The organism is Rhizobacter sp. P1_G5, assembly GCF_056405435.1.
In genome coordinates this window covers 1-22089 of sequence record NZ_JBFUCB010000013.1, presented here as the reverse complement: position 1 = coordinate 22089, position 22089 = coordinate 1, and the positions used below count along the sequence as shown (strand labels likewise).

Annotated in this window: 26 protein-coding genes; 17 read left to right on the top strand and 9 right to left on the bottom strand. The window is 69.3% G+C overall.

Annotated elements, in window-relative coordinates:
- The first annotated feature begins 3 nt into the window (after positions 1-3).
- A complete protein-coding gene (locus AC1D12_RS02225) occupies positions 4-468 on the top strand; it encodes a copper chaperone PCu(A)C (protein WP_477838647.1) in 465 nt (154 codons plus the stop codon).
- A gap of 7 nt (positions 469-475) precedes the next feature.
- Here the strand turns inward: AC1D12_RS02225 and ruvA are convergent, their stop codons facing one another.
- The 3 genes from ruvA to AC1D12_RS02210 all read right to left on the bottom strand — a co-directional run bounded on the left by ruvA (position 476) and on the right by AC1D12_RS02210 (position 3669).
- On the bottom strand, positions 476-1048 hold the full coding sequence (gene ruvA / locus AC1D12_RS02220) for a Holliday junction branch migration protein RuvA (protein WP_477825589.1): 573 nt from the start codon (positions 1046-1048) through the stop codon (positions 476-478).
- Positions 1045-1698 (bottom strand): response regulator, encoded by a 654-nt coding sequence (locus AC1D12_RS02215; protein ID WP_047510238.1) that lies wholly within the window; start codon positions 1696-1698, stop codon positions 1045-1047. Before AC1D12_RS02215 ends, ruvA begins: the two co-directional genes overlap by 4 nt.
- A 69-nt stretch (positions 1699-1767) precedes the next feature.
- Positions 1768-3669: a sensor histidine kinase gene (locus tag AC1D12_RS02210; protein WP_477838645.1), complete on the bottom strand. Its 1902-nt coding sequence runs from the start codon at positions 3667-3669 to the stop codon at positions 1768-1770.
- A gap of 91 nt (positions 3670-3760) precedes the next feature.
- Here AC1D12_RS02210 and AC1D12_RS02205 point away from each other — a divergent pair, with 91 nt between their 5' ends.
- Both AC1D12_RS02205 and ybeY read left to right on the top strand, forming a co-directional pair.
- Positions 3761-4774 (top strand): PhoH family protein, encoded by a 1014-nt coding sequence (locus AC1D12_RS02205; protein WP_465110777.1) that lies wholly within the window; start codon positions 3761-3763, stop codon positions 4772-4774.
- Positions 4775-4776: 2 nt separating this feature from the next.
- Positions 4777-5226 (top strand): rRNA maturation RNase YbeY, encoded by a 450-nt coding sequence (ybeY, locus tag AC1D12_RS02200; protein ID WP_477838643.1) that lies wholly within the window; start codon positions 4777-4779, stop codon positions 5224-5226.
- An 81-nt stretch (positions 5227-5307) separates the two neighbouring features.
- On the opposite strand, the gene AC1D12_RS02195 is transcribed toward ybeY, so the two are convergent.
- Together AC1D12_RS02195 and hemB are read right to left on the bottom strand one after the other, a co-directional pair.
- Positions 5308-6426 (bottom strand): magnesium transporter CorA family protein, encoded by a 1119-nt coding sequence (locus AC1D12_RS02195; RefSeq protein ID WP_477825587.1) that lies wholly within the window; start codon positions 6424-6426, stop codon positions 5308-5310.
- Between the two features lie 26 nt (positions 6427-6452).
- Positions 6453-7460: a porphobilinogen synthase gene (gene hemB / locus AC1D12_RS02190; RefSeq protein ID WP_465110780.1), complete on the bottom strand. Its 1008-nt coding sequence runs from the start codon at positions 7458-7460 to the stop codon at positions 6453-6455.
- A 356-nt stretch (positions 7461-7816) separates the two neighbouring features.
- Between hemB and AC1D12_RS02185 the strand changes: the two genes are divergently transcribed.
- Genes AC1D12_RS02185 through lipA form a run of 9 tightly spaced genes read left to right on the top strand, consistent with a single transcriptional unit; the run spans position 7817 to position 14549 of the window.
- Positions 7817-8257: a CopD family protein gene (locus AC1D12_RS02185; protein ID WP_047510227.1), complete on the top strand. Its 441-nt coding sequence runs from the start codon at positions 7817-7819 to the stop codon at positions 8255-8257.
- Positions 8258-8264: 7 nt separating this feature from the next.
- Positions 8265-9401 carry a VanZ family protein gene (locus AC1D12_RS02180; RefSeq protein WP_465110781.1) on the top strand — a complete coding sequence of 379 codons (1137 nt, stop codon included), beginning with the start codon at positions 8265-8267 and terminating at the stop codon, positions 9399-9401.
- A 9-nt stretch (positions 9402-9410) separates the two neighbouring features.
- On the top strand, positions 9411-9737 hold the full coding sequence (locus tag AC1D12_RS02175; RefSeq protein ID WP_047510223.1) for a (2Fe-2S) ferredoxin domain-containing protein: 327 nt from the start codon (positions 9411-9413) through the stop codon (positions 9735-9737).
- Positions 9738-9750: 13 nt separating this feature from the next.
- Positions 9751-10365 (top strand): alpha/beta hydrolase, encoded by a 615-nt coding sequence (locus AC1D12_RS02170; protein WP_047510221.1) that lies wholly within the window; start codon positions 9751-9753, stop codon positions 10363-10365.
- 41 nt (positions 10366-10406) lie between these two features.
- A complete protein-coding gene (locus AC1D12_RS02165) occupies positions 10407-11597 on the top strand; it encodes a D-alanyl-D-alanine carboxypeptidase family protein (protein WP_477838641.1) in 1191 nt (396 codons plus the stop codon).
- A 39-nt stretch (positions 11598-11636) separates the two neighbouring features.
- On the top strand, positions 11637-12512 hold the full coding sequence (locus AC1D12_RS02160) for a D-amino acid aminotransferase (RefSeq protein ID WP_047510217.1): 876 nt from the start codon (positions 11637-11639) through the stop codon (positions 12510-12512).
- 43 nt (positions 12513-12555) lie between these two features.
- Positions 12556-12831, top strand: a complete 276-nt coding sequence (locus tag AC1D12_RS02155) for a YbeD family protein (protein WP_477838655.1) — start codon at positions 12556-12558, stop codon at positions 12829-12831.
- Between the two features lie 15 nt (positions 12832-12846).
- Positions 12847-13512 carry a lipoyl(octanoyl) transferase LipB gene (gene lipB, locus AC1D12_RS02150; protein WP_477838639.1) on the top strand — a complete coding sequence of 222 codons (666 nt, stop codon included), beginning with the start codon at positions 12847-12849 and terminating at the stop codon, positions 13510-13512.
- 44 nt (positions 13513-13556) lie between these two features.
- Positions 13557-14549 carry a lipoyl synthase gene (gene lipA, locus AC1D12_RS02145; RefSeq protein WP_047510213.1) on the top strand — a complete coding sequence of 331 codons (993 nt, stop codon included), beginning with the start codon at positions 13557-13559 and terminating at the stop codon, positions 14547-14549.
- On the opposite strand, the gene AC1D12_RS02140 is transcribed toward lipA, so the two are convergent.
- The gene (locus AC1D12_RS02140) at positions 14550-15071 is read right to left on the bottom strand and encodes a TlpA family protein disulfide reductase (RefSeq protein ID WP_465110784.1); all 522 of its coding nucleotides are present in this window, start codon (positions 15069-15071) and stop codon (positions 14550-14552) included. It abuts the gene before it with no gap.
- Between the two features lie 12 nt (positions 15072-15083).
- Between AC1D12_RS02140 and AC1D12_RS02135 the strand changes: the two genes are divergently transcribed.
- On the top strand, positions 15084-15785 hold the full coding sequence (locus AC1D12_RS02135; protein ID WP_047510209.1) for a DUF4197 domain-containing protein: 702 nt from the start codon (positions 15084-15086) through the stop codon (positions 15783-15785).
- Here the strand turns inward: AC1D12_RS02135 and AC1D12_RS02130 are convergent.
- Both AC1D12_RS02130 and AC1D12_RS02125 read right to left on the bottom strand, forming a co-directional pair.
- Complete coding sequence (locus AC1D12_RS02130; RefSeq protein WP_477838638.1) at positions 15778-16923, bottom strand: hypothetical protein; 1146 nt, start codon at positions 16921-16923, stop codon at positions 15778-15780. The two genes, AC1D12_RS02135 and AC1D12_RS02130, sit on opposite strands and share 8 nt — an antisense overlap.
- Before the next feature lie 144 nt (positions 16924-17067).
- Positions 17068-18318 carry a CaiB/BaiF CoA transferase family protein gene (locus AC1D12_RS02125; protein WP_477838637.1) on the bottom strand — a complete coding sequence of 417 codons (1251 nt, stop codon included), beginning with the start codon at positions 18316-18318 and terminating at the stop codon, positions 17068-17070.
- Between the two features lie 39 nt (positions 18319-18357).
- Here AC1D12_RS02125 and AC1D12_RS02120 point away from each other — a divergent pair, with 39 nt between their 5' ends.
- The 3 genes from AC1D12_RS02120 (at position 18358) to AC1D12_RS02110 (ending at position 19718) form a co-directional block, all read left to right on the top strand.
- Complete coding sequence (locus tag AC1D12_RS02120; protein ID WP_477838636.1) at positions 18358-18885, top strand: hypothetical protein; 528 nt, start codon at positions 18358-18360, stop codon at positions 18883-18885.
- A gap of 145 nt (positions 18886-19030) precedes the next feature.
- Complete coding sequence (locus tag AC1D12_RS02115; RefSeq protein ID WP_047510203.1) at positions 19031-19480, top strand: PTS sugar transporter subunit IIA; 450 nt, start codon at positions 19031-19033, stop codon at positions 19478-19480.
- Positions 19449-19718, top strand: a complete 270-nt coding sequence (locus AC1D12_RS02110) for an HPr family phosphocarrier protein (RefSeq protein ID WP_477838635.1) — start codon at positions 19449-19451, stop codon at positions 19716-19718. The genes AC1D12_RS02115 and AC1D12_RS02110 overlap by 32 nt, the downstream gene beginning before the upstream one ends.
- Positions 19719-19756: 38 nt before the next feature.
- On the opposite strand, the gene AC1D12_RS02105 is transcribed toward AC1D12_RS02110, so the two are convergent.
- Positions 19757-20602 (bottom strand): GNAT family N-acetyltransferase, encoded by an 846-nt coding sequence (locus AC1D12_RS02105; RefSeq protein ID WP_047510199.1) that lies wholly within the window; start codon positions 20600-20602, stop codon positions 19757-19759.
- 130 nt (positions 20603-20732) lie between these two features.
- Here AC1D12_RS02105 and ptsP point away from each other — a divergent pair.
- On the top strand, positions 20733-22089 hold a 1357-nt coding region (gene ptsP / locus AC1D12_RS02100), incomplete at its 3' end, for a phosphoenolpyruvate--protein phosphotransferase (RefSeq protein ID WP_477838633.1).

Below are 22089 nucleotides of genomic sequence, written 5' to 3'. Positions count from 1 at the left end.
ACCATGAACCACCTCCTCACCCGCCTTGCCGCCACCGCCCTGGTTTCGCTCGCCGCCGCCGCGGCCCAGGCCCATGAATTCACGCTCGGCGACATCGCCATCGGCCACCCGTATGCGCGCGCGACCGCGCCGGGGCAGCCGACCGGCGGCGGCTTCCTGCGGCTGGAGAACCGCGGCAAGGCGGATGACCGCCTGCTGTCGGCCAGCGCCGACGTCGGCCGGACGACCGAGCTGCACATGATGAAGATGGAGGGCGACGTGATGCGCATGCGCGAGGTGGCGGCGATCGACGTGCCGGCCGGCAAGTACGTCGAGCTGAAGCCCGGCGCGCTGCACGTGATGTTCCTCGGGCTGAAGGCGCCGCTGAAGGAGGGCGACAAGTTCCCGCTGCGGCTGAAGTTCGAGAAGGCGGGGGAGGTGACGGTGACGGTGAACGTCGAGGCGGCGGGGGCCGATCACAGCCACTGACGAGGGGTCAGCGGGCGAGGGCCTTCAGCGCGAGCTTGATGCCTTCGCTCACACCGACTTCCGCCGGCAGGCTCTTCAATGCGGCGGCCGCCTCGCGGTCGCTGTAGCCCAGCGCCACCAGCGCCTGCAGGATGTCGGCCTGCGCATCGCTCGCGACGCTGGCCGGCATCGCCAGGTCGGCACCGAGCTTGCCCTTCAGCTCCAGCAGCAGCCGCTCGGCCGTCTTCTTGCCGATGCCCGGCACCTTGATCAGCCGGCCGCTCTCCTGCAGCGACACCGCCTGCGCCAGCTCGCCGACGCTCAAGCCCGACAGGATCGACAGGGCCGTGCGCGGCCCGACGCCGGAGATCTTCACCAGCTGACGGAAGGTCGCGCGCTCCTCGGCTGTCAGAAAGCCGAACAGCACCTGGGCGTCCTCGCGCACGACGAAATGCGTCAGCAGCGTCACGCGCTCGCCGAGCGTGGGCAGGTTGTAGAAGGTGCTCATCGGCACGTCGACCTCGTAGCCGACGCCGCCGACATCCACCAGCAACTGGGGCGGGTTCTTCTCTGCCAGCAGGCCGCTCAGCCGGCCGATCATCGGCGGAACAGGCCCAGGCGCTGGGCCTCGAGCGCGGCTTCCGCCCGCGAGCTGACGTTGAGCTTGCGGTAGATCTGCTTCACGTAGTCGGCGATCGTGTGGCGCGACAGGTTCAGCTGCGTGCCGATCTCCGGCAGCGTGAAGCCCTTGGCCACCCACAGCAGCACCTCGTTCTCGCGGTCGGTCAGCGAGACGTGCGGCAGGTTCTGCGGGCGCTCCTGCGGCTTGTTCTGTGCCGCGAAATACGCGATCACGCGGCGCGCGATCGACGGCGTCAGCGGCGGCTCGCCCTGGCTGATGCGCTGCAGCTGCTCGACGAAATGCTCGCGCGGCTGCTCTTTCAGCAGGTAGCCGAACGCGCCGGCCTGCAGGGCGGGGAACAGGTGGTCGTCGTCGTCGTGGATGGTGACCACCACCGACTGCGCCTCGGGCTGCGATTCACGCAGCGCCGCGACCACGTCGACGCCGGATCCATCCGGCAGGCCCAGGTCGACCAGCGCGACATCGAAGCGCTCGGCGCTGATCAGGGCCAGCGCGTCGTGCACCCGGGCGCTCTCGGAGATCTGCGCCTGCGGAAACACCTGCGTCACCAGGGCCTTCACCCAGGCACGGATCTCGGGCAGGTCTTCGAGCAGCAGGATCTTGTTCATGGGGTGTCCTCGAGGGGATCTTGAATCGTAGCAGCGGCCGGGTGGACGGACGAGGAAGGATTGTGCGCTTCACAGCGGCAAGGTCAGCCGGATCACCGTGCCGTAGCCCGGCCCCGACTCGACCAGGCACTGCCCCTGCATCTGCTTGGCGCGGTGTTTCATGCTGGCCATCCCGTGGCCGCGGTCGAGCTTGCCGTCGAGTTCCATCGGGATGCCCTTGCCGTTGTCCTGCACGACCAGCACGAAATCATGCTCGCCGATGCTGCAGCGCACCTTGCAGTGCGAGGCGCCGCTGTGCTTGATGATGTTGCTGACCGCCTCGCGCAGGATGCGGGTGGTCTGCACGAAGGCACGCGCCGACAGCTGCTGGTGCACGTCTTCGGTGGGGCTGCGCCAGTCGGCCTCGATGTTGGCCTGGCTCAGGCGCGACACCGTCTCGGCGCGCCAGTCGGCCAGCGCATCGGCCACCTGCATCGGCTTGCCGGTCAGGCCGCGCACCGACAGGCGCATCTCCTCGAGCGCCTCGCGCGCCAGGGTGGAGATGCGCTCGCTCTCGCTGGTGTGCACGATGGTCAGCAGCTTGGCGCCCAGGTCGTCGTGCAGGTCGGCGGCGATGCGCTTGCGTTCCTTCTCGGTCACCTGCTCGACGCGCAGCTCGGCCATCTGCGAGAAATTGCGCTCGATCTCGGCGGTGACCTCGTTGATGCGGCTTTCCAGCGAGTTGCGGCTCGCCTCGGCCACCTGCAGCGCGCGGCCGAAGATGTGGATCTGGCGCGCGGCGACCGCGATGAACATCAGCGGCATGCTGAAGTGCAGCACGTGCACCGGCAGCCACGAGATCCAGCCGTGCTGCGTCGCCAGCTCGACCAGCACCAGCACGCCGACGCCCATCAGCATGAAGGCCATCGGCCAGAAGTCGGCGCGGCCGTCCGGCCCCTTGCGCCAGGTCACGCGCAGGTACAGCGTGACGGCCGCCATCACCYCGGCCGACAGCAGCAGGTACCAGCTGCTCGTCATCAGGTACAGGCGATGCGGCCCGGCGAGCGCGAGGCTGGCCGGGATCAGCAGGCACTGCAGCGCGAGGCCGATCTCGAGCTTGGTCGAGCGCAGCGCGGCATAGCGCACCAGGAACTGGACCGCCAGCGCCACCAGCACGCCGAAGCCGACGCAGGACAGGAACTCGCTGGTGGCGTTGTCCCACGGCGGATCGCGCCACCACAGGCGCGCCGACAGCGCGGCCCAGCCGATCGCAAGCAGGCCGAAATGGATCAGCCAGGGGCTGCGGCGATCCTGCCACCCCATGCCCAGCATCACGATGCCCAGCGGCACCAGCATCGCCGAGATCACCTGCACCAGCGAGATGTTCCAGAAGGCCTGGCGCGCCTGCTGCTCGGCCAGCAGCGCGTGCGGCCCGACCTGCACCGCCGACAGCCCGCCGGCCCGCTGGCGCGACGCGACGTGCTGCAGCGCGTAGCCCTGCACCTTGATGTCGAGCACGTTGCCGTCCGGGTTCAGCAGCGCCGGCGGCAGCGCGACGAGCTGCGGGTAGAAGCAGTTGCGCGTCACCGGCTCGGCCATGCGGCCGCCGTCGAAGACCAGGTTGCCGTTCAGCCAGACCTGCGCGTTGCTGCAGGCACGCTCGATGTAGGCGGCCATCAGCGGCGCCGGCGTGATGCGGCTCGCCGGCAGCGTGAAGTTGAGGCGGTACCAGGCCGGCCCGTCGGACTGCGGCAGGGTCTCGGACCAGTCGTCGGGCAGGCGCACGGCGCGCTGCTGCAAGTCCTGCGGGAAGGTGGGCAGGGTGCTGGCAACCCGGCTCGCGTTGCGGATCTCGATGACGCCGGAGTCATCGGCCGCGGCGCTCGCGACCGCGCCGCTGAGGGCCAGCACGCAGGCCACCGACATCGCCACGCATCGGGCCGCGGCACGCAGCCGGTCGGCGAGGGTGGGCGTCGGCGGAAAGCAGGGCATGGGCGCCGATTGTGCAGGATGCCTGCGCCGCCGGGGCCTTCCGGCGACAATCCGGCCTTCCGCCTTCTTTTCAGCCCGAGTCAGCGCCCACGTGATCCTTCGCCACGCCTTCATCCCGCTCGACAACGCCCGCCTGTCGCACTTGTGCGGCAGCGTCGATGAACACCTGCGCAGCATCGAGGCCGCCTTCGGCGTCAGCATCTCGCGGCGCAACGAATCCTTCCGCATCGACGGCCCGAAGGCGAGTGCCGAGCGCGCGGTGGCCTTGCTGCAGACCCTGTACGGCCGCTCGCGCCGGCCGATCGCGGCCGAGACATTGCAGCTCGCGATCACCGAGGCGCTGGCTGACGACTCGCAGGCGCGGCCGCGCACGCCGGTGCTCGGGCGCCCGGCCTTGCGCGAGGCGGCCCCGGGCGATGCCCCGGATGAAGAGGGCGACGAGGTCCTGCTGCGCACGCGCCGCCCCGACCTGACCGGCCGCACGCCCAACCAGCAGCTGTACCTGCGCAACATCCTCGCGCACGACATCACGTTCGGCATCGGCCCGGCCGGCACCGGCAAGACCTTCCTCGCGGTGGCCTGCGCGGTCGATGCGCTGGAACGCAGCAGCGTGCAGCGCATCATCCTGACGCGGCCGGCGGTCGAGGCCGGCGAGCGGCTCGGCTTCCTGCCCGGCGACCTGGCGCAGAAGGTCGATCCCTACCTGCGCCCGCTGTACGACGCGCTGTACGACCTGATGGGCATGGAGAAGGTGGGCCGCGCGTTCGAGAAGGGCAACATCGAGATCGCGCCGCTCGCCTTCATGCGCGGGCGCACGCTGAACCATGCGTTCGTGATCCTCGACGAGGCGCAGAACACCACCCGCGAGCAGATGAAGATGTTCCTGACGCGCATCGGCTTCGGCAGCAAGTGCGTCGTCACCGGCGACGTGAGCCAGATCGACCTGCCGCGCGGCACCGACAGCGGGCTGATCGACGCCGAGCGCGTGCTGCGCCGCGTGGCCGGCATCGCGATGACGCGCTTCACCGCGGCCGACGTGGTGCGCCACCCGCTGGTCGCGCGCATCGTCGAGGCCTACGACGCCGCGCCGACGGATCGGATCTGAACATGGCGACGGCACGTCCCGAGCTGGGTCTCTCGCTGCAGTTCGCCGACGCGACGCACCGCGCCGAGCTGCCCCGCCACAAGGTGGCGCGCTGGATCCGCGCGGCGCTGGCGGCGCCCGGCGAGATCACGGTGCGCATCGTCGATGCCGACGAAGGCCGCGCGCTGAACCGCGAGTACCGCGGCAAGGACTACGCGACCAACGTGCTGACCTTCGACTACAGCCACGCACCGGTGGTGCAGGCCGACCTGATCCTGTGCGCGCCGGTGGTCGAGGCCGAGGCGCGCGAGCAGGGCATCGCGCTGCAGGCGCATTACGCGCACCTGCTGGTGCACGGCACGCYGCACGCGCAGGGGCATGACCACGAGGAAGAGGACGAGGCGGTCGAGATGGAGGCCGAGGAGACGCGCATCCTCGCCGGGCTCGGCTACGACGATCCCTATCAGCGCTGAGCGGGCCGAGCGCCGGGCCGCCCCAAGCCGGCCCGCATCCCCTCGGGGGATCGGTCGATGTACTCATCGACCGAGGGGTTGTCATCTCGGATGGCGCGACGTGCTCAGGTAGCGCTTGCGCCAGAAGAACCAGCCGAGCGAAACCGCGATCACCAGCATGAAGCCGCTGGCCATCCAGACGCCGTCGCCGCTGTGGATCAGCGGCAGCCCCTCGAAATTCATCCCGAAGAACCCGGTGACCAGGTTCAGCGGCAGGAAGATCGCGGTCAGCACCGTCAGCGTGCGCATGATGTCGTTGGTGCGGTTGCTCTGCGCCGAGAAATGCATCTGCACCGCGGTCTCGGCCGAGGATTCGAGCCGGCGCACGTGGCTCAGCACGCGCTCGATGTGCTCCAGCACGTCGCGCGAGCGCACGCGCAGCAGTTCGCGGTCGCGCGCCGCCTTCGGGTCCGGCTCGTCCGGCCATTCGTCGAGCGAGTCGATCCATTCGACGATCGCGCTGCGCTGGTCCTCGCAGGTGTCTTCCAGCAGGTGCAGCGAGTTGCGCGACTCGAGCAGCACCTGCCAGCTGTCGAACTGGCTGCGCGGGTTGAACAGCTCCTGCTGCAGGTAGCCGAGCTGCTTGGTCAGCAGCCGGCGCAGCTCGAGGTAGCTGTCGACCATGTGGTTCAGCATGCGCAGCATCAGGTCGGCGGGGCCGGTGGGCAGCCGCATCGCGCCGCGCGGCTCGTAGCGCTGGTCGGCACCCTCGACCATCTGCTGCAGCTTGCTCGCGAAGAAATCGCGCACCTGGCAGTCGGTCGGGTGCACCGTCATCAGCACGCGGTCGAACACCGCGAAGCCGACCGGGCTGGTGTCGATCGCCTCGAGCGCACGCTTGGCGGTGCTGGCGGTGCCGCTCTGGTCGTCGAGGAACAGGCCGGCGCTGCCGCTGCCCGCCGCGAGCCGGCGGAACACCATCAGGTCGTACCACGAGGTGTAGTCGAAGTGCGACGGCAGCTGGTTGTTCAGCAGGTCGGAGATGTGCAGGTCGACGAGCTGGCCGCCGGTCCAGCGCTGCAGCCCGGCCTGGACCTCGGCGATGTTGACCTCGAACTCGCGCCGCGCGGTGCCGATCCACAGGTAGCCGGTGGACGGCAGCTTGTCGGGCAGCGCTTCGATCTCGGTGAACTGGTCGGCCGTGATGTGGAAGATTCGCATGCGCCGCGTGTGTGGTGTCGGGTGCGTCAGGCCTGCTGCCGCAGCAGCCGGGCCGCGTCGAGCGCGAAGTAAGTCAGCACGCCGTCGGCGCCGGCGCGCTTGAACGCGAGCAGGCTCTCGAGCATCACCGCATCGTGGTCGAGCCAGCCCTGGGCCGCGGCGGCCTTCACCATCGCATACTCGCCGCTCACCTGGTAGGCGAAGGTCGGCACGCGGAACTCGTCCTTCACGCGGCGCACGATGTCGAGGTAGGGCAGGCCGGGCTTCACCATCACCATGTCGGCGCCTTCGGCCAGGTCGAGCGCGACCTCGCGCAGCGCCTCGTCGCTGTTGCCGGGGTCCATCTGGTAGACCTTCTTGTCCGCCTTGCCGAGGTTCTTCGCCGAACCGACCGCGTCGCGGAACGGGCCGTAGAAGGCACTCGCGTACTTGGCGCTGTACGCCATGATCCGCGTGTGGACCAGGCCGCGCGCTTCGAGCGCGCTGCGGATTGCGCCGATGCGGCCGTCCATCATGTCGCTCGGCGCGACGATGTCGACGCCGGCCTCGGCCTGCACCAGCGCCTGGCCGGTCAGCACCTTCACGGTGTCGTCGTTGCGCATGTAGCCGGTCTCGTCGGGCAGGCCGTCCTGGCCGTGGCTCGTGAACGGATCGAGCGCGACATCGGTCATCAGGCCGAGCTGCGGGAACTGCTTCTTCAACTCGCGCACCACGGTCGGCACCAGCCCCTTCGGGTTCAGCGCCTCGCTGCCGTTCTCGTCCTTCAGCGCCGGCTCGATGACCGGAAACAAGGCCAGCACCGGCACGCCGAGCTTCACGCATTCTTCGGCCAGCGGCATCAGCCGGTCCAGGCTGAGGCGTTGAACGCCCGGCATCGAGGCGACGTCGTGCACCTGGTTGCGCCCGTCCTGGACGAACACCGGGTAGATCAGGTCGCTCGCGTGCAGGCGGTTCTCGCGCACCAGCGCGCGGGTGAATTCATCGCGGCGCAGGCGGCGCGGGCGGTTGGCGGGGAACGGGGCGGGCGGCAGCATGGCGTCTTTTGAAGGCGGTTGCGACGCGGGGGCCGGCCGCCGAAACCGATGTGACGATGAGACATCGGGACTTTTTACGTGTAAATCCCGTGCGACGGCACTTCAACAGCCCGGCACTCATCTGCTAAAGTCGCCCTTGAATGATAGCCGCAAGGTGGTCATTCCCTGCTTTTCCTCCCTGAGCAGGAGCCTTACCGTGATGACAGCGATGAGGCTTTTCAACCCCGGCCTTGACGGTCGGGGTTTTCTTTTTGGGATGACCACCCCTCGTCGACGAGTACATCGCCGATCCCCCGAGGGGATGCCGGTCGGCTTGGGGCGGCCCTGCGCTCGACCGGCCCCCCATAATCCCGCGGATGAGCAGCCTCTATCCCTGGGTCAAGGCCCTGCACCTGATCTTCGTCGCCAGCTGGTTCGCCGGTCTTTTTTACCTGCCGCGCCTGTTCGTCAACCTCGCTTCGGTGCCGGCCGACAGCCACGCCGAGCGTGAGCGCCTGCTGTTGATGGCGCGCAAGCTCTACCGTTTCACCAGCTTCCTGATGGTTCCCGCCCTGCTGTTCGGCCTGTGGCTGTGGCTGGGCTTCGGCATCGGGCGCGGACCCGGCAGCGGCTGGCTGCACGCGAAGCTCGCGCTGGTGGTGCTGGCGATCGGCTACCACCACGGCTGCCGCGCGCTGCTGCGCCGGTTCGAGCAGTTCGAGAACCGCCGCAGCGAACGCTGGTTCCGCTTCTTCAACGAGACCGCGATCCTGCTGTTCGCGGCCATCGTCGTGCTGGTGATCGTCAAGCCGTTCTGATCCGGCGATGGCACCGCACCGCAGCTCGGCCGGACCGTTGGCGTGGCTGTATGCGGCGCTGATCGTCTACGCGAGCCTGTCGCCGTTCACCGGCTGGAAGCAGCCGGTGGCGCTGGCGCTGGCCGGGCTCGGCCACCTGCCGTGGCCGCGCTACTGGACCGCCTTCGACGTGGTCTCCAACCTGCTCGGCTACATGCCGCTCGGCGCGCTGGTGGTGGGTGCGCTGGTGCGCTCCGGGCGGCGCGTGTCGATCGCCTTCGTCGCGGCGCTGCTGGCAGGCTCGTTGCTGTCGTTCGCGATGGAGAGCCTGCAGAACTGGCTGCCGCAGCGCGTGCCGTCCAGCCTCGACTGGGTGCTGAACGCCGCCGGCACGCTGGCCGGCGCGCTGGTCGCGGTGGCGGTGCACGCGCTCGGCGGCATCGACCGCTGGCAGACGCTGCGCGACCGCTGGTTCGTGAGCCGCATCACCGGCGGGCTGCTGCTGTTGCTGCTGTGGCCGATCGGCCTGCTGTTCCCGACGCCGGTGCCGCTCGGCCTCGGCCAGGTGCTGGTGCGATTGCAGGAGCTGGCCGCCGAGGCGCTGGCCGGCACGCCGTGGTCGGCGTGGACCGAAGACTGGGCCGATGCGAGCGTCGCGATGACGCCGTTGTCGCGCGGCAGCGAGCTGCTCGCGATCCTGCTCGGCCTGCTGGCGCCGTGCCTGGTCGCGTACACCATCGTGCGCCCGGGCTGGCGCCGCGCGGCGATGGTGCCCGGCGCGGCCGCGCTCGGCTTCGCGACGACCACGCTGTCGACGGCGCTGAACTTCGGCCCGCAGCATGCGCTGGCCTGGCTGACGCCGCCTGCCTTGCCGGGGCTGCTGAGCGGTGCGATCGCCGGGCTGCTGCTGCTGCGCATCCCGCGCCGCGGCGCGGCCGGGCTCGGCCTGGTGGTCGTGACGGCGCTGGTCGCGCTGGTGGCGCAGGCGCCGACCGATCCCTACTTCGCCGAGAGCCTGCAAGGCTGGGAGCAGGGACGCTTCATCCGCTTCCATGGCCTCGCGCAATGGGTCGGCTGGTTGTGGCCGTACGCGGCGCTCGTCTACCTGCTCGCCCGCGTGGCCGCCAGGGACAGCATCGAGCGGGCCGCTGCGGCAGGTCCGTAAAATGCGCCGATGACCTATTTCAAGCGCCACATCTTCTTCTGCCTGAACCAGCGCGACAAGGGCGAAGACAGCTGTGCCAACCACCATGCGCAGGCCGGCTTCGAGCGCTGCAAATCGCGCACCAAGGCCGAGAAGCTGGCCGGTCCCGGCGGCGTGCGGGTCAACAAGGCGGGTTGCCTCGATCGCTGCGCCGGCGGGCCGGTGGCGGTCGTGTACCCCGAAGCCGTCTGGTACACCTATGTCGACGATGCCGACATCGACGAGATCGTCGAGTCGCATCTGAAGAACGGCGTGGTGGTCGAGCGGCTGCTGCTGCCCGATTCGGTCGGACGCTGACCGGGCCGTGCAGATGAATGCGAAGACCGTCAAGCAGCTGACACCGGGCCCCGCGGGCGCGCTCGAATGCGCGCTCGACCGCCCCGAGGGCGAGCCGCGCGGCGTGGCGGTGGTCTGCCATCCGCACCCGCAGCAGGGCGGCACGATGGACAACAAGGTGGTGCAGACACTGGCGCGCGCCTTCCTGCAGCTGGGCTACCGCACCGTGCGCTTCAACTTCCGCGGCGTGGCGGCCTCCGAAGGCGCGTGGGACGAAGGCCAGGGCGAGATCGACGATGCGCTGGCGGTGATCGCCGCGCACCGCGACCCGGCGCTGCCGCTGGTGCTGGCGGGCTTCTCGTTCGGCGGCTACGTCGCGTCACAGGCGGCCGCGCGCCTGCCCGATGATGCGAAGGCCGAGCGGCTGGTGCTGGTCGGGCCGTCGACGCAGAAACAGAAGGTCGCGCCGGTGCCGGAGGAAACTTTGGTGATCCACGGCGAATCCGACGAGATCGTGCCGCTGTCGGCCACCCTCGACTGGGCACGGCCTCAATCCCTGCCGGTGGTGGTGATCCCCGGCGTGGGCCATTTCTTTCACGGGCAGCTGGCGCTGCTGAAGAACCTGGTGGTGCGGTCCTGGCATCGTTGATGCCCGGGCTTCGCGCACCAGCCAACCTGATTCCGACGTTCATGAAAAGACTGTTTGCCCTCGTGCTGGCGCTTGGCGCCGCTGCCGTCTCGTCCGTTTCCTACGCGCAGGCGCCCCAGCCGCCGGAGATCGCGGCCAAGAGCTACATCCTGCTCGATGTGACCACCGGCCAGACGCTCGCCGAGCGCGAGGCGGATGCGCCGGCCGACCCGGCCTCGCTGACCAAGCTGATGACCGCCTACCTGGCGTTCGCCGCGCTGCGCGACCACAAGTTGACGCTGGAGCAGACGCTGCCGGTGTCGCTGCGCGCCTGGCAGGAGCGCAAGGGCGGCGGCTCGCTGATGTTCATCGAGCCGCGCAGCGCGCCGARGGTCGACGACCTGCTGCGCGGGCTGATCGTCAACTCCGGCAACGACGCCGCGGTGGTGCTGGCCGAGGGCGTCGGCGGCACGCTCGACCAGTTCATCGAGCTGATGAACCGCCAGGCCCAGGCCTTCGGCCTGAAGAACACGCAGTTCAAGAACGCCACCGGCCTCACCGAGCCGGGCCACAAGAGCACGGCGCGCGACGTGGCCGTGATCGCGAGTCGCATCATCCGCGACTTCCCCGAGTACTACCCGATCTACTCGATCAAGAAGTACCACTACGAGGGCGCGCCGATCAGCAACGAGAACAACCGCAACGTGCTGCTGACGCGCGACCCGACCGTCGACGGCATGAAGACCGGCTACACCGAGGCCGCCGGCTACTGCATGGTGGTCTCGGCGCAGCGCGACTTCCCGAACCTCGCGGTCAACGGCGCCGGCGGCGGCAAGCGGCGCCTGCTCAGCGTGGTGCTGAACGCGGCCTCGATGGATGCCCGCGCGAACGAGAGCCAGAAGCTGCTGAACTGGGGCTTCCAGGCCTTCGACACGGTGCGCCTGTTCGAAGGCTCGAAGGCGGTGGCCACGGTGCAGGTCTGGAAGGGCACGGCGCGCGAGGCCCAACTGGGCGCGGCGAACGGGGTCTTCGTCAGCGTGCCCAAGGGCGAGGGCGCGAAGCTGCAGACGAAGATCGAGCGCACCGATCCGCTGGTCGCGCCGCTCGCTCAGGGCCAGCGCGTCGGCACGCTGAAGGTGACCACCTCGACCGGGGCGCCGGTGGCCGAGTTGCCGCTGGTCGTGCTGACCGGCGTCGAGCAGGCCGGCATCTTCGGCCGCGCCTGGGATGCCCTGCGGCTGTGGATCAAGTAAGCTCATCCGTTCCCACTGCATCCGTCCTCGGGAGCCCGCATGCAAGCCCTGCCTGACACCCTGTGCTACCTCAACGGCGAGTACGGTCCGCTGCGCGACGCCAAGGTGTCGGTGCTGGACCGCGGCTTCGTCTTCGGCGACGGCATCTACGAGGTCGTGCCCGTCTACGGGCGCCGCCTGTTCCGCTTCGACGAGCACCTGGCGCGCCTGAACCGCAGCCTGGGCAAGGTGCGCATCGCGAGCCCGTTCGACCGCGCCCAATGGCTGGAACGCTGCCGCAGGCTGATCGATGCGCAGGCGGCCGACGACCAGCTGCTCTACATCCAGGTCACGCGCGGCGTGGCGGTGCGCGACCACGTGATGCCGCCCGATCTGACACCGACGGTGTTCATGATGGCCAACCCGATGAAGCCGGCCGGCGCCGAACAGCGCCACCACGGCGTCGCCTGCGTCACGGCGCGCGACTTCCGCTGGGAGCGCGGCGACATCAAGTCGACCTCGCTGCTCGGCAACGTGCTGGCGCGCCAGATCTCGGCCGACCACGGCGCCGTCGAGACCATCATGTTCCGTGACGGCTTCCTGACCGAGGCCTCGTCCAGCAACGTGTGGGTCGTGCACGAGGGCGCGGTGCTGGGCGCCCCGAAGAGCGAGCACGTGCTCGAGGGCATCCGCTACGAGCTGATCCGCGAGCTGTGCGAGGAAGCCGGCATCGGCTACAACCTGCGCCCGATCTCCGAGGCCGAGGTGCTGGGCGCCGACGAGCTGATGCTGAGCTCGGCCACCAAGGAGGTGCTGGCGGTGACGCAGGTCGACGGCGAGGCCGTGGGCCATGGGGCGTTGCGCGGCAAGCCCGGCCCGATCTACGCGAAGCTGTACGAGGCCTACCAGCGGGCCAAGACGGTGCAGTCGATTTGAATTTTCCGCAGGCCGCCCCATCTGCGACGGCATGAACGCCACGATGCAAGACATTCCGCCCGACCAGTCGCTGATCGAATACCCGTCGCGCTTCCCGATCAAGGYGATGGGCACGAACGCCGACGGCTTCGTCCATGCGATCACGACGATCGCGAAACAGTTCGACCCCGAATTCGACGCGTCCACCGTCGAGATCCGCCCGAGCAGCGGCAACAAGTACCTGGGCGTGACGGTCACCGTCACCGCCACCAGCCGCGAGCAGCTCGACGAGCTGTACCGCACGCTGTCGACGCACCCGATGGTCAAGGTGGTGCTTTGATGTCGGTCCAGTGACGTGCCTGCGCTGCTGAAGCTGCTCGGCCCGACCGACTACGCGGCGGCCGGGCAGGCGATGCGCGAGTTCACCGAGCGCCGCACCGCCGACACGCCGGACGAGATCTGGCTGTGCGAGCACCCGCCCGTCTACACGCAGGGGCTGGCCGGCAAGGCCGAGCACGTGCTGGACGCGCACGGCATCCCGGTGGTGCAGACCAACCGCGGCGGCCAGGTCACCTACCACGGCCCCGGCCAGGTGGTCGCCTACCCGCTGATCGACCTGCGCCGGCTGGGCATCTACGTGAAGGAATACGTCTACCGGCTGGAGCACTGCGTCATCAAGACGCTCGAAGGCTTCAGCATCACCGGCCACCGGGTGCCCGGCGCGCCCGGCATCTACGTGAACCTGTCGGATCCGGCCGGGCATGCGGCGCTGACCGGGCCGCGGGCGGATGACTTCGAGGGCCTGGGCAAGGTGGCGGCGCTCGGCATCAAGGTCAGCCGGCATTGCACCTACCACGGCCTGGCGCTGAACGTGGCGATGGACCTGAGCCCCTTCAGCGGCATCAACCCCTGCGGCTACGCCGGGCTGCAAACGGTCGACTTGGCTACACTGGGCGTCCGCACCGACTGGACCACCGCGGCGCAGCGGCTGGGCGACCGGCTGGTGTCGCACCTGAGCTGACCTCATTGCGCTGATCCGTCGGCCGCCCCTCGAAAGTACCCCCGATGTCGACCGAAAACGTCATCCACCAGGCCCAGGACGCGGCCCATTACGATGCGAGCGCCAAGCAGAAGGCGCAGGCCAAGACGGCCCGCATCCCGATCAAGATCGTCGCGGCCGAGACGCTGAAGAAGCCGGACTGGATCCGCGTGAAGGCCGGCTCGCCGACCACCCGCTTCTACGAGATCAAGCAGATCCTGCGCGAGCACAAGCTGCACACGGTGTGCGAAGAGGCGTCGTGCCCGAACATCGGCGAATGCTTCGGCAAGGGCACCGCCACGTTCATGATCATGGGCGACAAGTGCACGCGGCGCTGCCCGTTCTGCGACGTCGGCCACGGCCGGCCGGATCCGCTGGATGCCGACGAGCCGCTGAACCTCGCGAAGACCATCGCGGCGCTGCGCCTGAAGTACGTCGTGATCACGAGCGTCGACCGCGACGACCTGCGCGATGGCGGCGCCGCGCATTTCGTCGAGTGCATCCAGCGCACCCGCGAACTGTCGCCCGACACCCGCATCGAGATCCTGACGCCCGATTTCCGCGGCCGCATGGACCGCGCGCTGGAGATCCTGAAGGCGGCACCGCCCGACGTGATGAACCACAACCTCGAGACCGCGCCGCGCCTGTACAAGGAAGCGCGCCCGGGCTCGGACTATGCGTACTCGCTGAACCTGCTGAAGCGCTTCAAGGAATTCGCGCCTCACGTGCCGACCAAGAGCGGGCTGATGGTGGGCCTGGGCGAAACCGACGAAGAGATCCTGCAGGTGATGCGCGACATGCGCGAGCACGGCATCGACATGCTGACGATCGGCCAGTACCTCGCGCCGAGCGGCCACCACCTGCCGGTGCGGCGCTACGTGCACCCGGACACCTTCAAGATGTTCGAGGACGAGGCACTGAAGATGGGGTTCACGCACGCGGCCGTCGGCGCGATGGTGCGTTCGAGCTACCACGCGGACCAGCAGGCCCACCAGGCCGGCGTCGCGAACGCCGTCTGATCAGGCCGGGTCGGCGAGCAGCTTGTCGACCAGGGCCTGCAGCGCCACGAAGTCCGGTGCGCCGACGTAGCGCTTGACGATCTCGCCGCGCTGGTTGATCAGCACGCTGGTCGGCGTGCCCTCGATGGGGCCGAAGCTGCGGGCGACCGCGCCGGTGTTGTCGATCACCACGGTGAACGGCAACTGCCGCGATTCGGCGAAGTGGATCACCGAGGCCGGCGGGTCGTAGCTCATCGCCACCGCCAGCGTCTCGAAGCCGCGCGCCTTGAACCGGTTGTGGGTGGCTGCCAACTGCGGCATCTCGTGCACGCAGGTCGTGCAGGTGGTGGCCCAGAAGTTGACCAGCACCACCTGCCCCTTCAGTTGCGCGACGCTGCTGCGGCTGCCATCCAGGCGGACGAACGCGGCGTCAGGCGCCATCTCCGGGCGCGCGAGGACCGAATACACCGCATAAGCCCCACAAGCCGCTGCCGCGATTGCCAGAACACTCAACGCGACGGCAAGATGGCGGGTCAATTTCATGGGATGTGATCGATGCAGCGGAGAAAGTTTACGTCAGCGGTGCTCGCCGGCCTGGGACAGGGGTTTGGCTTTCTGGCTTGGAGCGGGCAGGCCCAGGCGTTCAGCCTCAGCGAAGGCGATGCCACCGCGGGCATCCGGGCGGCGCTGGAGCGCGGCGCGGTGTCGGCCGTCGGCCTGCTCGGCAAGCCGGACGGTTTTCTGTCGAACCCGAAGGTGCACATCCCGCTGCCCGGCTTCCTGAACGACGCCGCGCGCTTCCTGAGGGCGACCGGGCAGCAACGGCGCGTCGACGAACTGGAAACGGCGCTGAACCGCGCCGCCGAGGCCGCGGTGCCCGAGGCGAAGACGCTGCTGGTCGGCGCGGTGAAGAGCATGAGCGTCGAGGACGCCAAGGGCATCCTGACCGGCGGCGACGGCTCGGTCACGCAGTTCTTCTCGGCCAAGACGCGCGAGCCGCTGGGCGTGCGCTTCCTGCCGATCGTCAAGCGGGCGACCGAGAAGGTGTCGCTGGCCGACAAGTACAACGCGGTGGCCGGCAAGGCGGCGAGCTTCGGGCTGCTGAAGCCGCAGGATGCCAACATCCACAGCTACGTCACCGAGAAGGCGCTCGACGGGCTGTTCCTGATGATCGGCGAGGAAGAGCACAAGATCCGCGAGAACCCGGTCGCCACCGGGAGCGCGATCCTGAAGAAGGTGTTCGGCAGCCTCAAGTAGTCTTCGACAGCTCGAACATCAGCGCCGACGGCAGCGAGGTCAGGATCGCGTCGCGCCCGACGCGCGCCATGCTCAAGCCGCCGAAGCCCGAGATCTCGAAGGCATTGCCCTCTTCGATGATCTCGATGAACACCACATCGCCACCGGCCGAATCGACCTCGTTGCGCAGGTCGTTGAAGCGGTCGCCGCGCAGCACCGACTCGACGACGATCGCATGCGGCAGGCCGCTGCGGCAGAAGTCGCGGGCCTCCTCGATCGAGGTGACGAAATCCACCAGCAGGCCCATGTTGCGCACCGCGTCGCGCACCTGGATGCGCACGTCGCGCCGCGAGGCGACCACCAGCACATGGCTGCCAGCCAGCGGCTTGGTGCGGGCCGACGGCGCGAAGCCGCGGTCCAGTTCGAGGATGCTCAGGCCCTCGAGCTGCTCGCCGACGGTGCGCGGGAACTCGATCGACAGCGTCACGTGGCTGCCTTCGATCTTGCGCTCGATCGGCAGGCCCATCGTCCACGCGGTCTGCTCGAGCAGGCGCCAGGCGATCGAATCCAGCGGCGAGCCTTCTTCCACCGTGGCGGGCGGCAGGTCGGCCTGGTCCTCGGGCTGGTAGGCGAACTTGCTGACCAGCCGTGCATGCGTCGGCCAGGTCTTGATGTCGATGCGGTACTCGATGGTCGACTGCGCATGCAGCAGCGACCAGTCCAGCAACGCGTTGAACAGGCTGAACAGCAGCGAGGCGTCGACGATCACGTCGGCCGGCTTCAGCACCTGCTTGATGTGGATGCCGCGCGCCTGCGTCTCGGCGGCGCGCTGGGTCAGCACGTCCTTCAGCGTCTGCGTGAGCGGCAGGCGCTCATGGGTCTGGCGCAGCCGGCCGGAGGCCAGGCGGCCCAGCTGCTGGCCGGCGATGCTGATGGCGCGCGCCTTCTGCAGTTCTTCCACCAGGCAGCGCAGGCTGACGCGGTCGATGCGACCGGTCCCGGCGAGGGTCGTGACGCGTTCGAGCGCGCTGGTCAGCGGCGTCGCCATCTCGGCGCTGAGCTCGTTGACCACGTCCCGCCAGTGATCGCCCTCGTCCGGTTCGTGGCCGGCGTCGCGGTGGGCGGGCGCGGCAGCGCGGTCGAGTTCGGTCATGTCCATGTTGGCGTCCCTGTCCGTGGATGAACGGCTTGTGCGGGTTTGTCACCCTTGGTTGCAAGTGTCGTTCAGGCAGGCAGCGGAGGACACCCCCCGAGCGCCCCAATCCCCCGACCTTGGGGGTGTCGCACGGGGCTGCCGTGTCAGTTACAGGACATGTTGGCGGCGCAGCTCGGCGCGCTCGGCGTCGGACCATCCGAACTCGGCCAGCACCTCGTCGGTGTGCTCGCCGAGGAGCGGCGGCGCGCGGCGGTATTGCACCGGGGTGCCGGACAGCTTCATCGGGCTCGCGACCACGCGCAGCGTGTCGGCCAGCGGGTGCGGCATCGGCACGGTCATGCCGCGGGCCTGCACCTGTGGATCGGCGAAGACCTCGGCCAGGTCGTTGATCGCGCCGCACGGCACCTTGGCGGCCTCGAGGGCGGACAGCCACTGCTGCTTCGGTCGGGCCCGGACGATCTCCTCCAGCAGCGGCACCAGCACTGCGCGGTGGCGCACGCGGTCGGCATTGCGGGCGAAGCGCGGATCGGCGGCCAGCTCCGGCCGGCCGGCCACCTCGCAGAACTTCGCGAACTGGCCGTCGTTGCCGACCGCCAGGATCATGTGGCCGTCCGAGGTCTCGAACACCTGGTAGGGCACGATGTTCTGGTGGGCGTTGCCGGCCCGCCGCGGCGCGGCGCCGGTGGCGAGGAAGTTGGCACCGAGGTTGGCGAGCATCGCGACCTGGGTGTCGAGCAAGGCCATGTCGACGGCCTGGCCCTGTCCGGTGGCATCGCGGTGGCGCAGCGCGGCGAGGATCGCGACGCTCGCGTACATGCCGGTGAAGAGATCCGCCACCGCGACGCCCACCTTCTGCGGGCCGCCGCCGGGCAGGTCGTCGCGCTCGCCGGTCACGCTCATCAGGCCGCCGATGCCCTGGATGGCGTAGTCGTAGCCGGCGCGATCGGCATAGGGGCCGGTCTGGCCGAAGCCGGTGATCGAGCAGTAGACGAGGCGCGGGTACAGCGCGCGCAGCGCCGCGGCGCCGAGCCCGTAGCGGGCCATGTCGCCGACCTTGAAGTTCTCGATGAAGACGTCGCACTGCGCTGCCAGCCGGCGGATCAGGGCCTGGCCCTGCGGCCGCGCGATGTCGACCGTGATCGAGCGCTTGTTGCGGTTGGTGCCGAGGTAGTAGGCCGCCTCGGCGGTGTCCTCACCGTCGCGGGCCTTCAGGAAGGGCGGGCCCCAGCCGCGGGTGTCGTCGCCGCCGCTGCCGTCGCGCAGCGGGCGTTCGACCTTGATCACGTCGGCGCCGAGGTCGGCGAGCGTCTGGGTGCACCAGGGGCCGGCCAGCACCCGCGACAGGTCGAGGATGCGGACGCCCGACAGCGGCTGCGGCGGGGAGGGGGGAGTGCTCATGCGGGCGATTGTGGCGCCGCGGGTCGGGATAATGGACCGATGCCGCTTGACCGAGTTTCCCGACTTTGCATCGCCGCGTGCGCGACCCTGGCGGCCTGCACGCCGTCGCTCGACTGGCGCGAGGTCCGCCCCGTGGGCGCCGGCGTGCTCGCGTTGTTCCCGTGCCGGCCTGCGCAGGATGTGCGGGTGGTGGCCCTGGCCGGCAGCCCGCTGACGATGAGCCTGCAGTCCTGCCAGGCGGCCGGTGCGACCTTCGCGCTCAGCGTCACCGATGCGCAGGACCCCGCGCGCGTCGCCGCGACGCTCGACGCGCTGCGGGTGGCTGCCGCCGGCAACCTGGGCGGAGTCCCGGTCGTTGCCGCGGCCGCCTCGGTGTCCGGCATGACGCCGAACCCGCTGGCGCAGCGCATCCGGGTCGACGGGCGTTTTCCGGACGGCACGCAGGTGCACCAGGAACTGCTGTTTTTCGTCAAGGGCACCGTGGTCTACCAGGCGACGGTGCTCGGCGCGCGCGTGGACGCGTCGGCTGTCGACACGTTTTTCGAGGGGCTGAAGCTCGCCGTGTGACGCCGTGTGTCAGCGCCGGACGGCCCGCCGGCGTTGTAGTCACATGACGGTTTGGTGCACATGTGTGGTTTTTGTGGCGAGTCGAGGCCACGCCACAAGCCGCAGCCACCAAGTCGGCAGCTCGAACTGCCGATAATCGAAAACCATGCCCGGTCTTCTCATCATTGCCCACGCGCCGCTGGCGTCATCGCTGAAAGCGGTGGCACAGCACACCTTCCCGGACTGTGCCCGGTTGGTCGAGGCGCTCGATGTGCTGCCCGGCATGCCGGTGGAGGAGGTCGAGCAGCAGGCGCGCGAGATGCTGGGCCGCGTGAGCAACCCCGACGCGCTGATCTTCGCCGACGTGTTCGGCGCCACGCCCTGCAACGTGGCGCAACGCCTGGCCGACGGCCTGCACGTCAAGGTCATCGCCGGCGTCAACGTGCCGATGCTGTGGCGCTCCCTCTGCTATGCCGACGAATCCCTCGACGCGATGGTGGCACGTGCGATGGCGGGTGCCACGCAAGGCGTGATGCAAGTGGCCTCCGCGCGTCCGCAGAACCAGGCCTTCAAACCAGGCGGAAATGACCAAAACCAGCATCACCATCAGCAATAAGCTCGGCCTGCATGCACGTGCCTCGGCCAAGCTCAGCAAGCTTGCCGGCAGTTTCCAGTGCGAAGTCCTGATGAGCCGCAACGGCCGCCAGGTCAATGCCAAGAGCATCATGGGCGTCATGATGCTCGCCGCCGGCCTCGGCACCGTGGTCGAACTCGAGACCTCCGGCACCGACGAAGAGGCGGCGCTGCAGGCCCTCGTCACGCTGATCAACGACAAGTTCGGCGAGGGCGAGTGACCACGGGGCCGCGGCCCCGTTCCCTCACTGCCCCAGGTTCACTGTCCCAGGAAGTGCTTGCGGTAGCGCTGCGGCAGGTCGGCGATGCGCATCAGCATCGGCAGGTCGGCGGTGTTGAAGTCGGGATCCCAGGCCGGCGGGCCCAGAACCTTCGCGCCGCAGCGCAGGTAACCCTTGATCAGCGCCGGCGCCTCGACGACCAGGTCGTGCTGCAGCTCGTCGACCGGCAGCGCGAGCCGCGGGCGCACCTGCAGTTCGATCGGCGCCAGGTGCGTGTGGCGCAACTGCTCCCACAGACTGGCGGCGAAGTGGCCACCGTCGCGCATGCTGACGCTCGCGCAGCCGACCATCGTGTCCAGCTTGTTGCGCACCATGAACTCGGCCAGCGCGCCCCACAGCGCGAGGATCGCGCCGCCCGAGCGCCAGGCGGGGTGCACGCAGGAACGGCCCAGCTCCACCATCGTCGAGCGCAGCGGGCGCAGGCGGGTCAGGTCGAACTCGGTCTCGCTGTACAGGCCGCCGATGCGGCGCGCGGAATCCGGCGTCAGCACGCGGTAGGTGCCGATCACCGGCCCCGGCTCCCCGCCCTCGCCCGGTGCGCGCACCAGCAGGTGCTCGCAGAACGGGTCGAACATGTCGATGTCGTGGCCGGCGGGCGAGCCGTGCGGCACGCTCAGGCGTGCGCCCATCTCCTCGGCGAAGACCAGGTGCCTCAGGCGCTGCGCCTGGCGAACTTCGTCTTCATCGCGTGCCCAAACAACTTCCAGCTGAGCAGCATCGACCCGGCGCGCTTGTGGAGTGGGTGAGCTTTCGTGAAGTGACCTCCGGGACGTGTCACCACGCAAATCGGACAGAGGCATCGTCGGCAGGGGCAGGTCCCTCATGGCGTTCTCCTGTGAACTCCCGAGATGGTGGGTCCGCACGGTGACGCGTCCATGAAACCGGGATGACGCGCCGATGACATTGCGCGTTTCCCCGCGTGCGGGCGGGGCGTGCGCTGCTAGGATCGTCCGCATGAGCTTCCAGGTCTTCGGATTGCCGGTGTCACGGGGTGTCGCGATCGGCCGCGCGGTGATGGTCGCGTCGAGCCGCGTCGACGTCGCGCACTATTTCATCGAGGCGTCGCAGGTCGACTCCGAGATCGAGCGGCTGCGCACGGCGCGCGATGCGGTCGCGCAGGAGTTGACGACGCTGCAGCGCGAACTGCCGGCGGACGCACCGGGCGAGCTGTCGGCGCTGCTCGAYGTGCACCTGATGCTGCTGCASGACGACTCGCTGACCGGTGCCACCAAGAACTGGATCCAGGAGCGCCACTACAACGGCGAGTGGGCGCTGTCGGCCCAGCTGGAGGTGCTGGCGCGCCAGTTCGACGAGATGGAGGACGACTACCTGCGCGAGCGCAAGGCCGACCTGGAGCAGGTGGTCGAGCGGCTGCTGCGGGCGATGGCGCGCGGGCCGCTGTCGGATTCCGCGCCGGCGCCGGGCGTCAGCCCGCGGGATTTCGGTGGCGAAGACCCGCTGGTGCTGGTCGCGAACGACATCGCGCCGGCCGACATGCTGCAGTTCAAGCGCAGCATCTTCACCGGCTTCATCACCGACGTGGGAGGCAAGACCTCGCACACCGCGATCGTTGCGCGCAGCATGGACATCCCGGCGGTGGTCGGGGCGCGCGAGGCGAGCCACATCATTCGCCAGGACGACTGGGTGGTGATCGACGGCGACTGCGGGGCGGTGATCGTCAACCCGTCGCCGATCGTGCTGGAGGAATACCGGTTCCGGCAGCGCCAGAGCGGGCTCGAGCGGGATCGCCTGGCGCGGCTGCGGCACACGCCGGCCGTGACGATGGATGGCGAGCGCGTGGAGCTGCAGGCCAACATCGAGCTGCCGGTGGACGCCATCGGGGCGCTGGAGGCGGGGGCGGTGGGCGTGGGGCTGTTCCGCAGCGAGTTCCTGTTCATGAACCGCGGCAGCGAACTGCCGGGAGAGGACGAGCAGTACGAGGCGTACCGGGCGGCCATCGAGGCGATGCGAGGGTTGCCGGTGACGATCCGCACGGTCGACATCGGTGCCGACAAGCAACTCGATCGCATGTCGGTCAATGAACTCCGCCACGAGCATGCGTTGAATCCGGCGCTCGGGCTGCGGGCGATCCGCTGGAGTCTCTCCGAGCCCGGCATGTTCAGGCAGCAGCTGAGGGCGATCCTGCGGGCGGCGGCCGTCGGGCCGGTGCGCATCCTCGTGCCGATGGTGGCGCACCTCAGTGAGGTGCGGATGTTCCTGGAGGCGCTGGAGAGGGCGCGGCAGCAGCTGGCGGATGCCGGCAGGCCCTGCGGCCCGGTCGAGGTGGGCGCGATGATCGAGGTGCCGGCGG

Excerpts from the sequence above, each read along its gene's own strand:
- AC1D12_RS02105 (WP_047510199.1), bottom strand. The coding sequence starts at position 20,602 with ATGAGGGACCTGCCCCTGCCGACGATGCCTCTGTCCGATTTGCGTGGT.
- AC1D12_RS02185 (WP_047510227.1), top strand. The coding sequence starts at position 7,817 with ATGAGCAGCCTCTATCCCTGGGTCAAGGCCCTGCACCTGATCTTCGTC.
- AC1D12_RS02195 (WP_477825587.1), bottom strand. The coding sequence starts at position 6,426 with ATGCGAATCTTCCACATCACGGCCGACCAGTTCACCGAGATCGAAGCG.
- AC1D12_RS02175 (WP_047510223.1), top strand. The coding sequence starts at position 9,411 with ATGACCTATTTCAAGCGCCACATCTTCTTCTGCCTGAACCAGCGCGAC.
- AC1D12_RS02135 (WP_047510209.1), top strand. The coding sequence starts at position 15,084 with ATGCAGCGGAGAAAGTTTACGTCAGCGGTGCTCGCCGGCCTGGGACAG.
- AC1D12_RS02180 (WP_465110781.1), top strand. The coding sequence starts at position 8,265 with ATGGCACCGCACCGCAGCTCGGCCGGACCGTTGGCGTGGCTGTATGCG.
- hemB (WP_465110780.1), bottom strand. The coding sequence starts at position 7,460 with ATGCTGCCGCCCGCCCCGTTCCCCGCCAACCGCCCGCGCCGCCTGCGC.
- lipA (WP_047510213.1), top strand. The coding sequence starts at position 13,557 with ATGTCGACCGAAAACGTCATCCACCAGGCCCAGGACGCGGCCCATTAC.
- AC1D12_RS02125 (WP_477838637.1), bottom strand. The coding sequence starts at position 18,318 with ATGAGCACTCCCCCCTCCCCGCCGCAGCCGCTGTCGGGCGTCCGCATC.
- AC1D12_RS02140 (WP_465110784.1), bottom strand. The coding sequence starts at position 15,071 with ATGAAATTGACCCGCCATCTTGCCGTCGCGTTGAGTGTTCTGGCAATC.
- AC1D12_RS02115 (WP_047510203.1), top strand. The coding sequence starts at position 19,031 with ATGCCCGGTCTTCTCATCATTGCCCACGCGCCGCTGGCGTCATCGCTG.
- AC1D12_RS02120 (WP_477838636.1), top strand. The coding sequence starts at position 18,358 with ATGCCGCTTGACCGAGTTTCCCGACTTTGCATCGCCGCGTGCGCGACC.
- AC1D12_RS02225 (WP_477838647.1), top strand. The coding sequence starts at position 4 with ATGAACCACCTCCTCACCCGCCTTGCCGCCACCGCCCTGGTTTCGCTC.
- AC1D12_RS02215 (WP_047510238.1), bottom strand. The coding sequence starts at position 1,698 with ATGAACAAGATCCTGCTGCTCGAAGACCTGCCCGAGATCCGTGCCTGG.
- ruvA (WP_477825589.1), bottom strand. The coding sequence starts at position 1,048 with ATGATCGGCCGGCTGAGCGGCCTGCTGGCAGAGAAGAACCCGCCCCAG.
- AC1D12_RS02130 (WP_477838638.1), bottom strand. The coding sequence starts at position 16,923 with ATGGACATGACCGAACTCGACCGCGCTGCCGCGCCCGCCCACCGCGAC.
- AC1D12_RS02170 (WP_047510221.1), top strand. The coding sequence starts at position 9,751 with ATGAATGCGAAGACCGTCAAGCAGCTGACACCGGGCCCCGCGGGCGCG.
- AC1D12_RS02160 (WP_047510217.1), top strand. The coding sequence starts at position 11,637 with ATGCAAGCCCTGCCTGACACCCTGTGCTACCTCAACGGCGAGTACGGT.
- AC1D12_RS02110 (WP_477838635.1), top strand. The coding sequence starts at position 19,449 with ATGACCAAAACCAGCATCACCATCAGCAATAAGCTCGGCCTGCATGCA.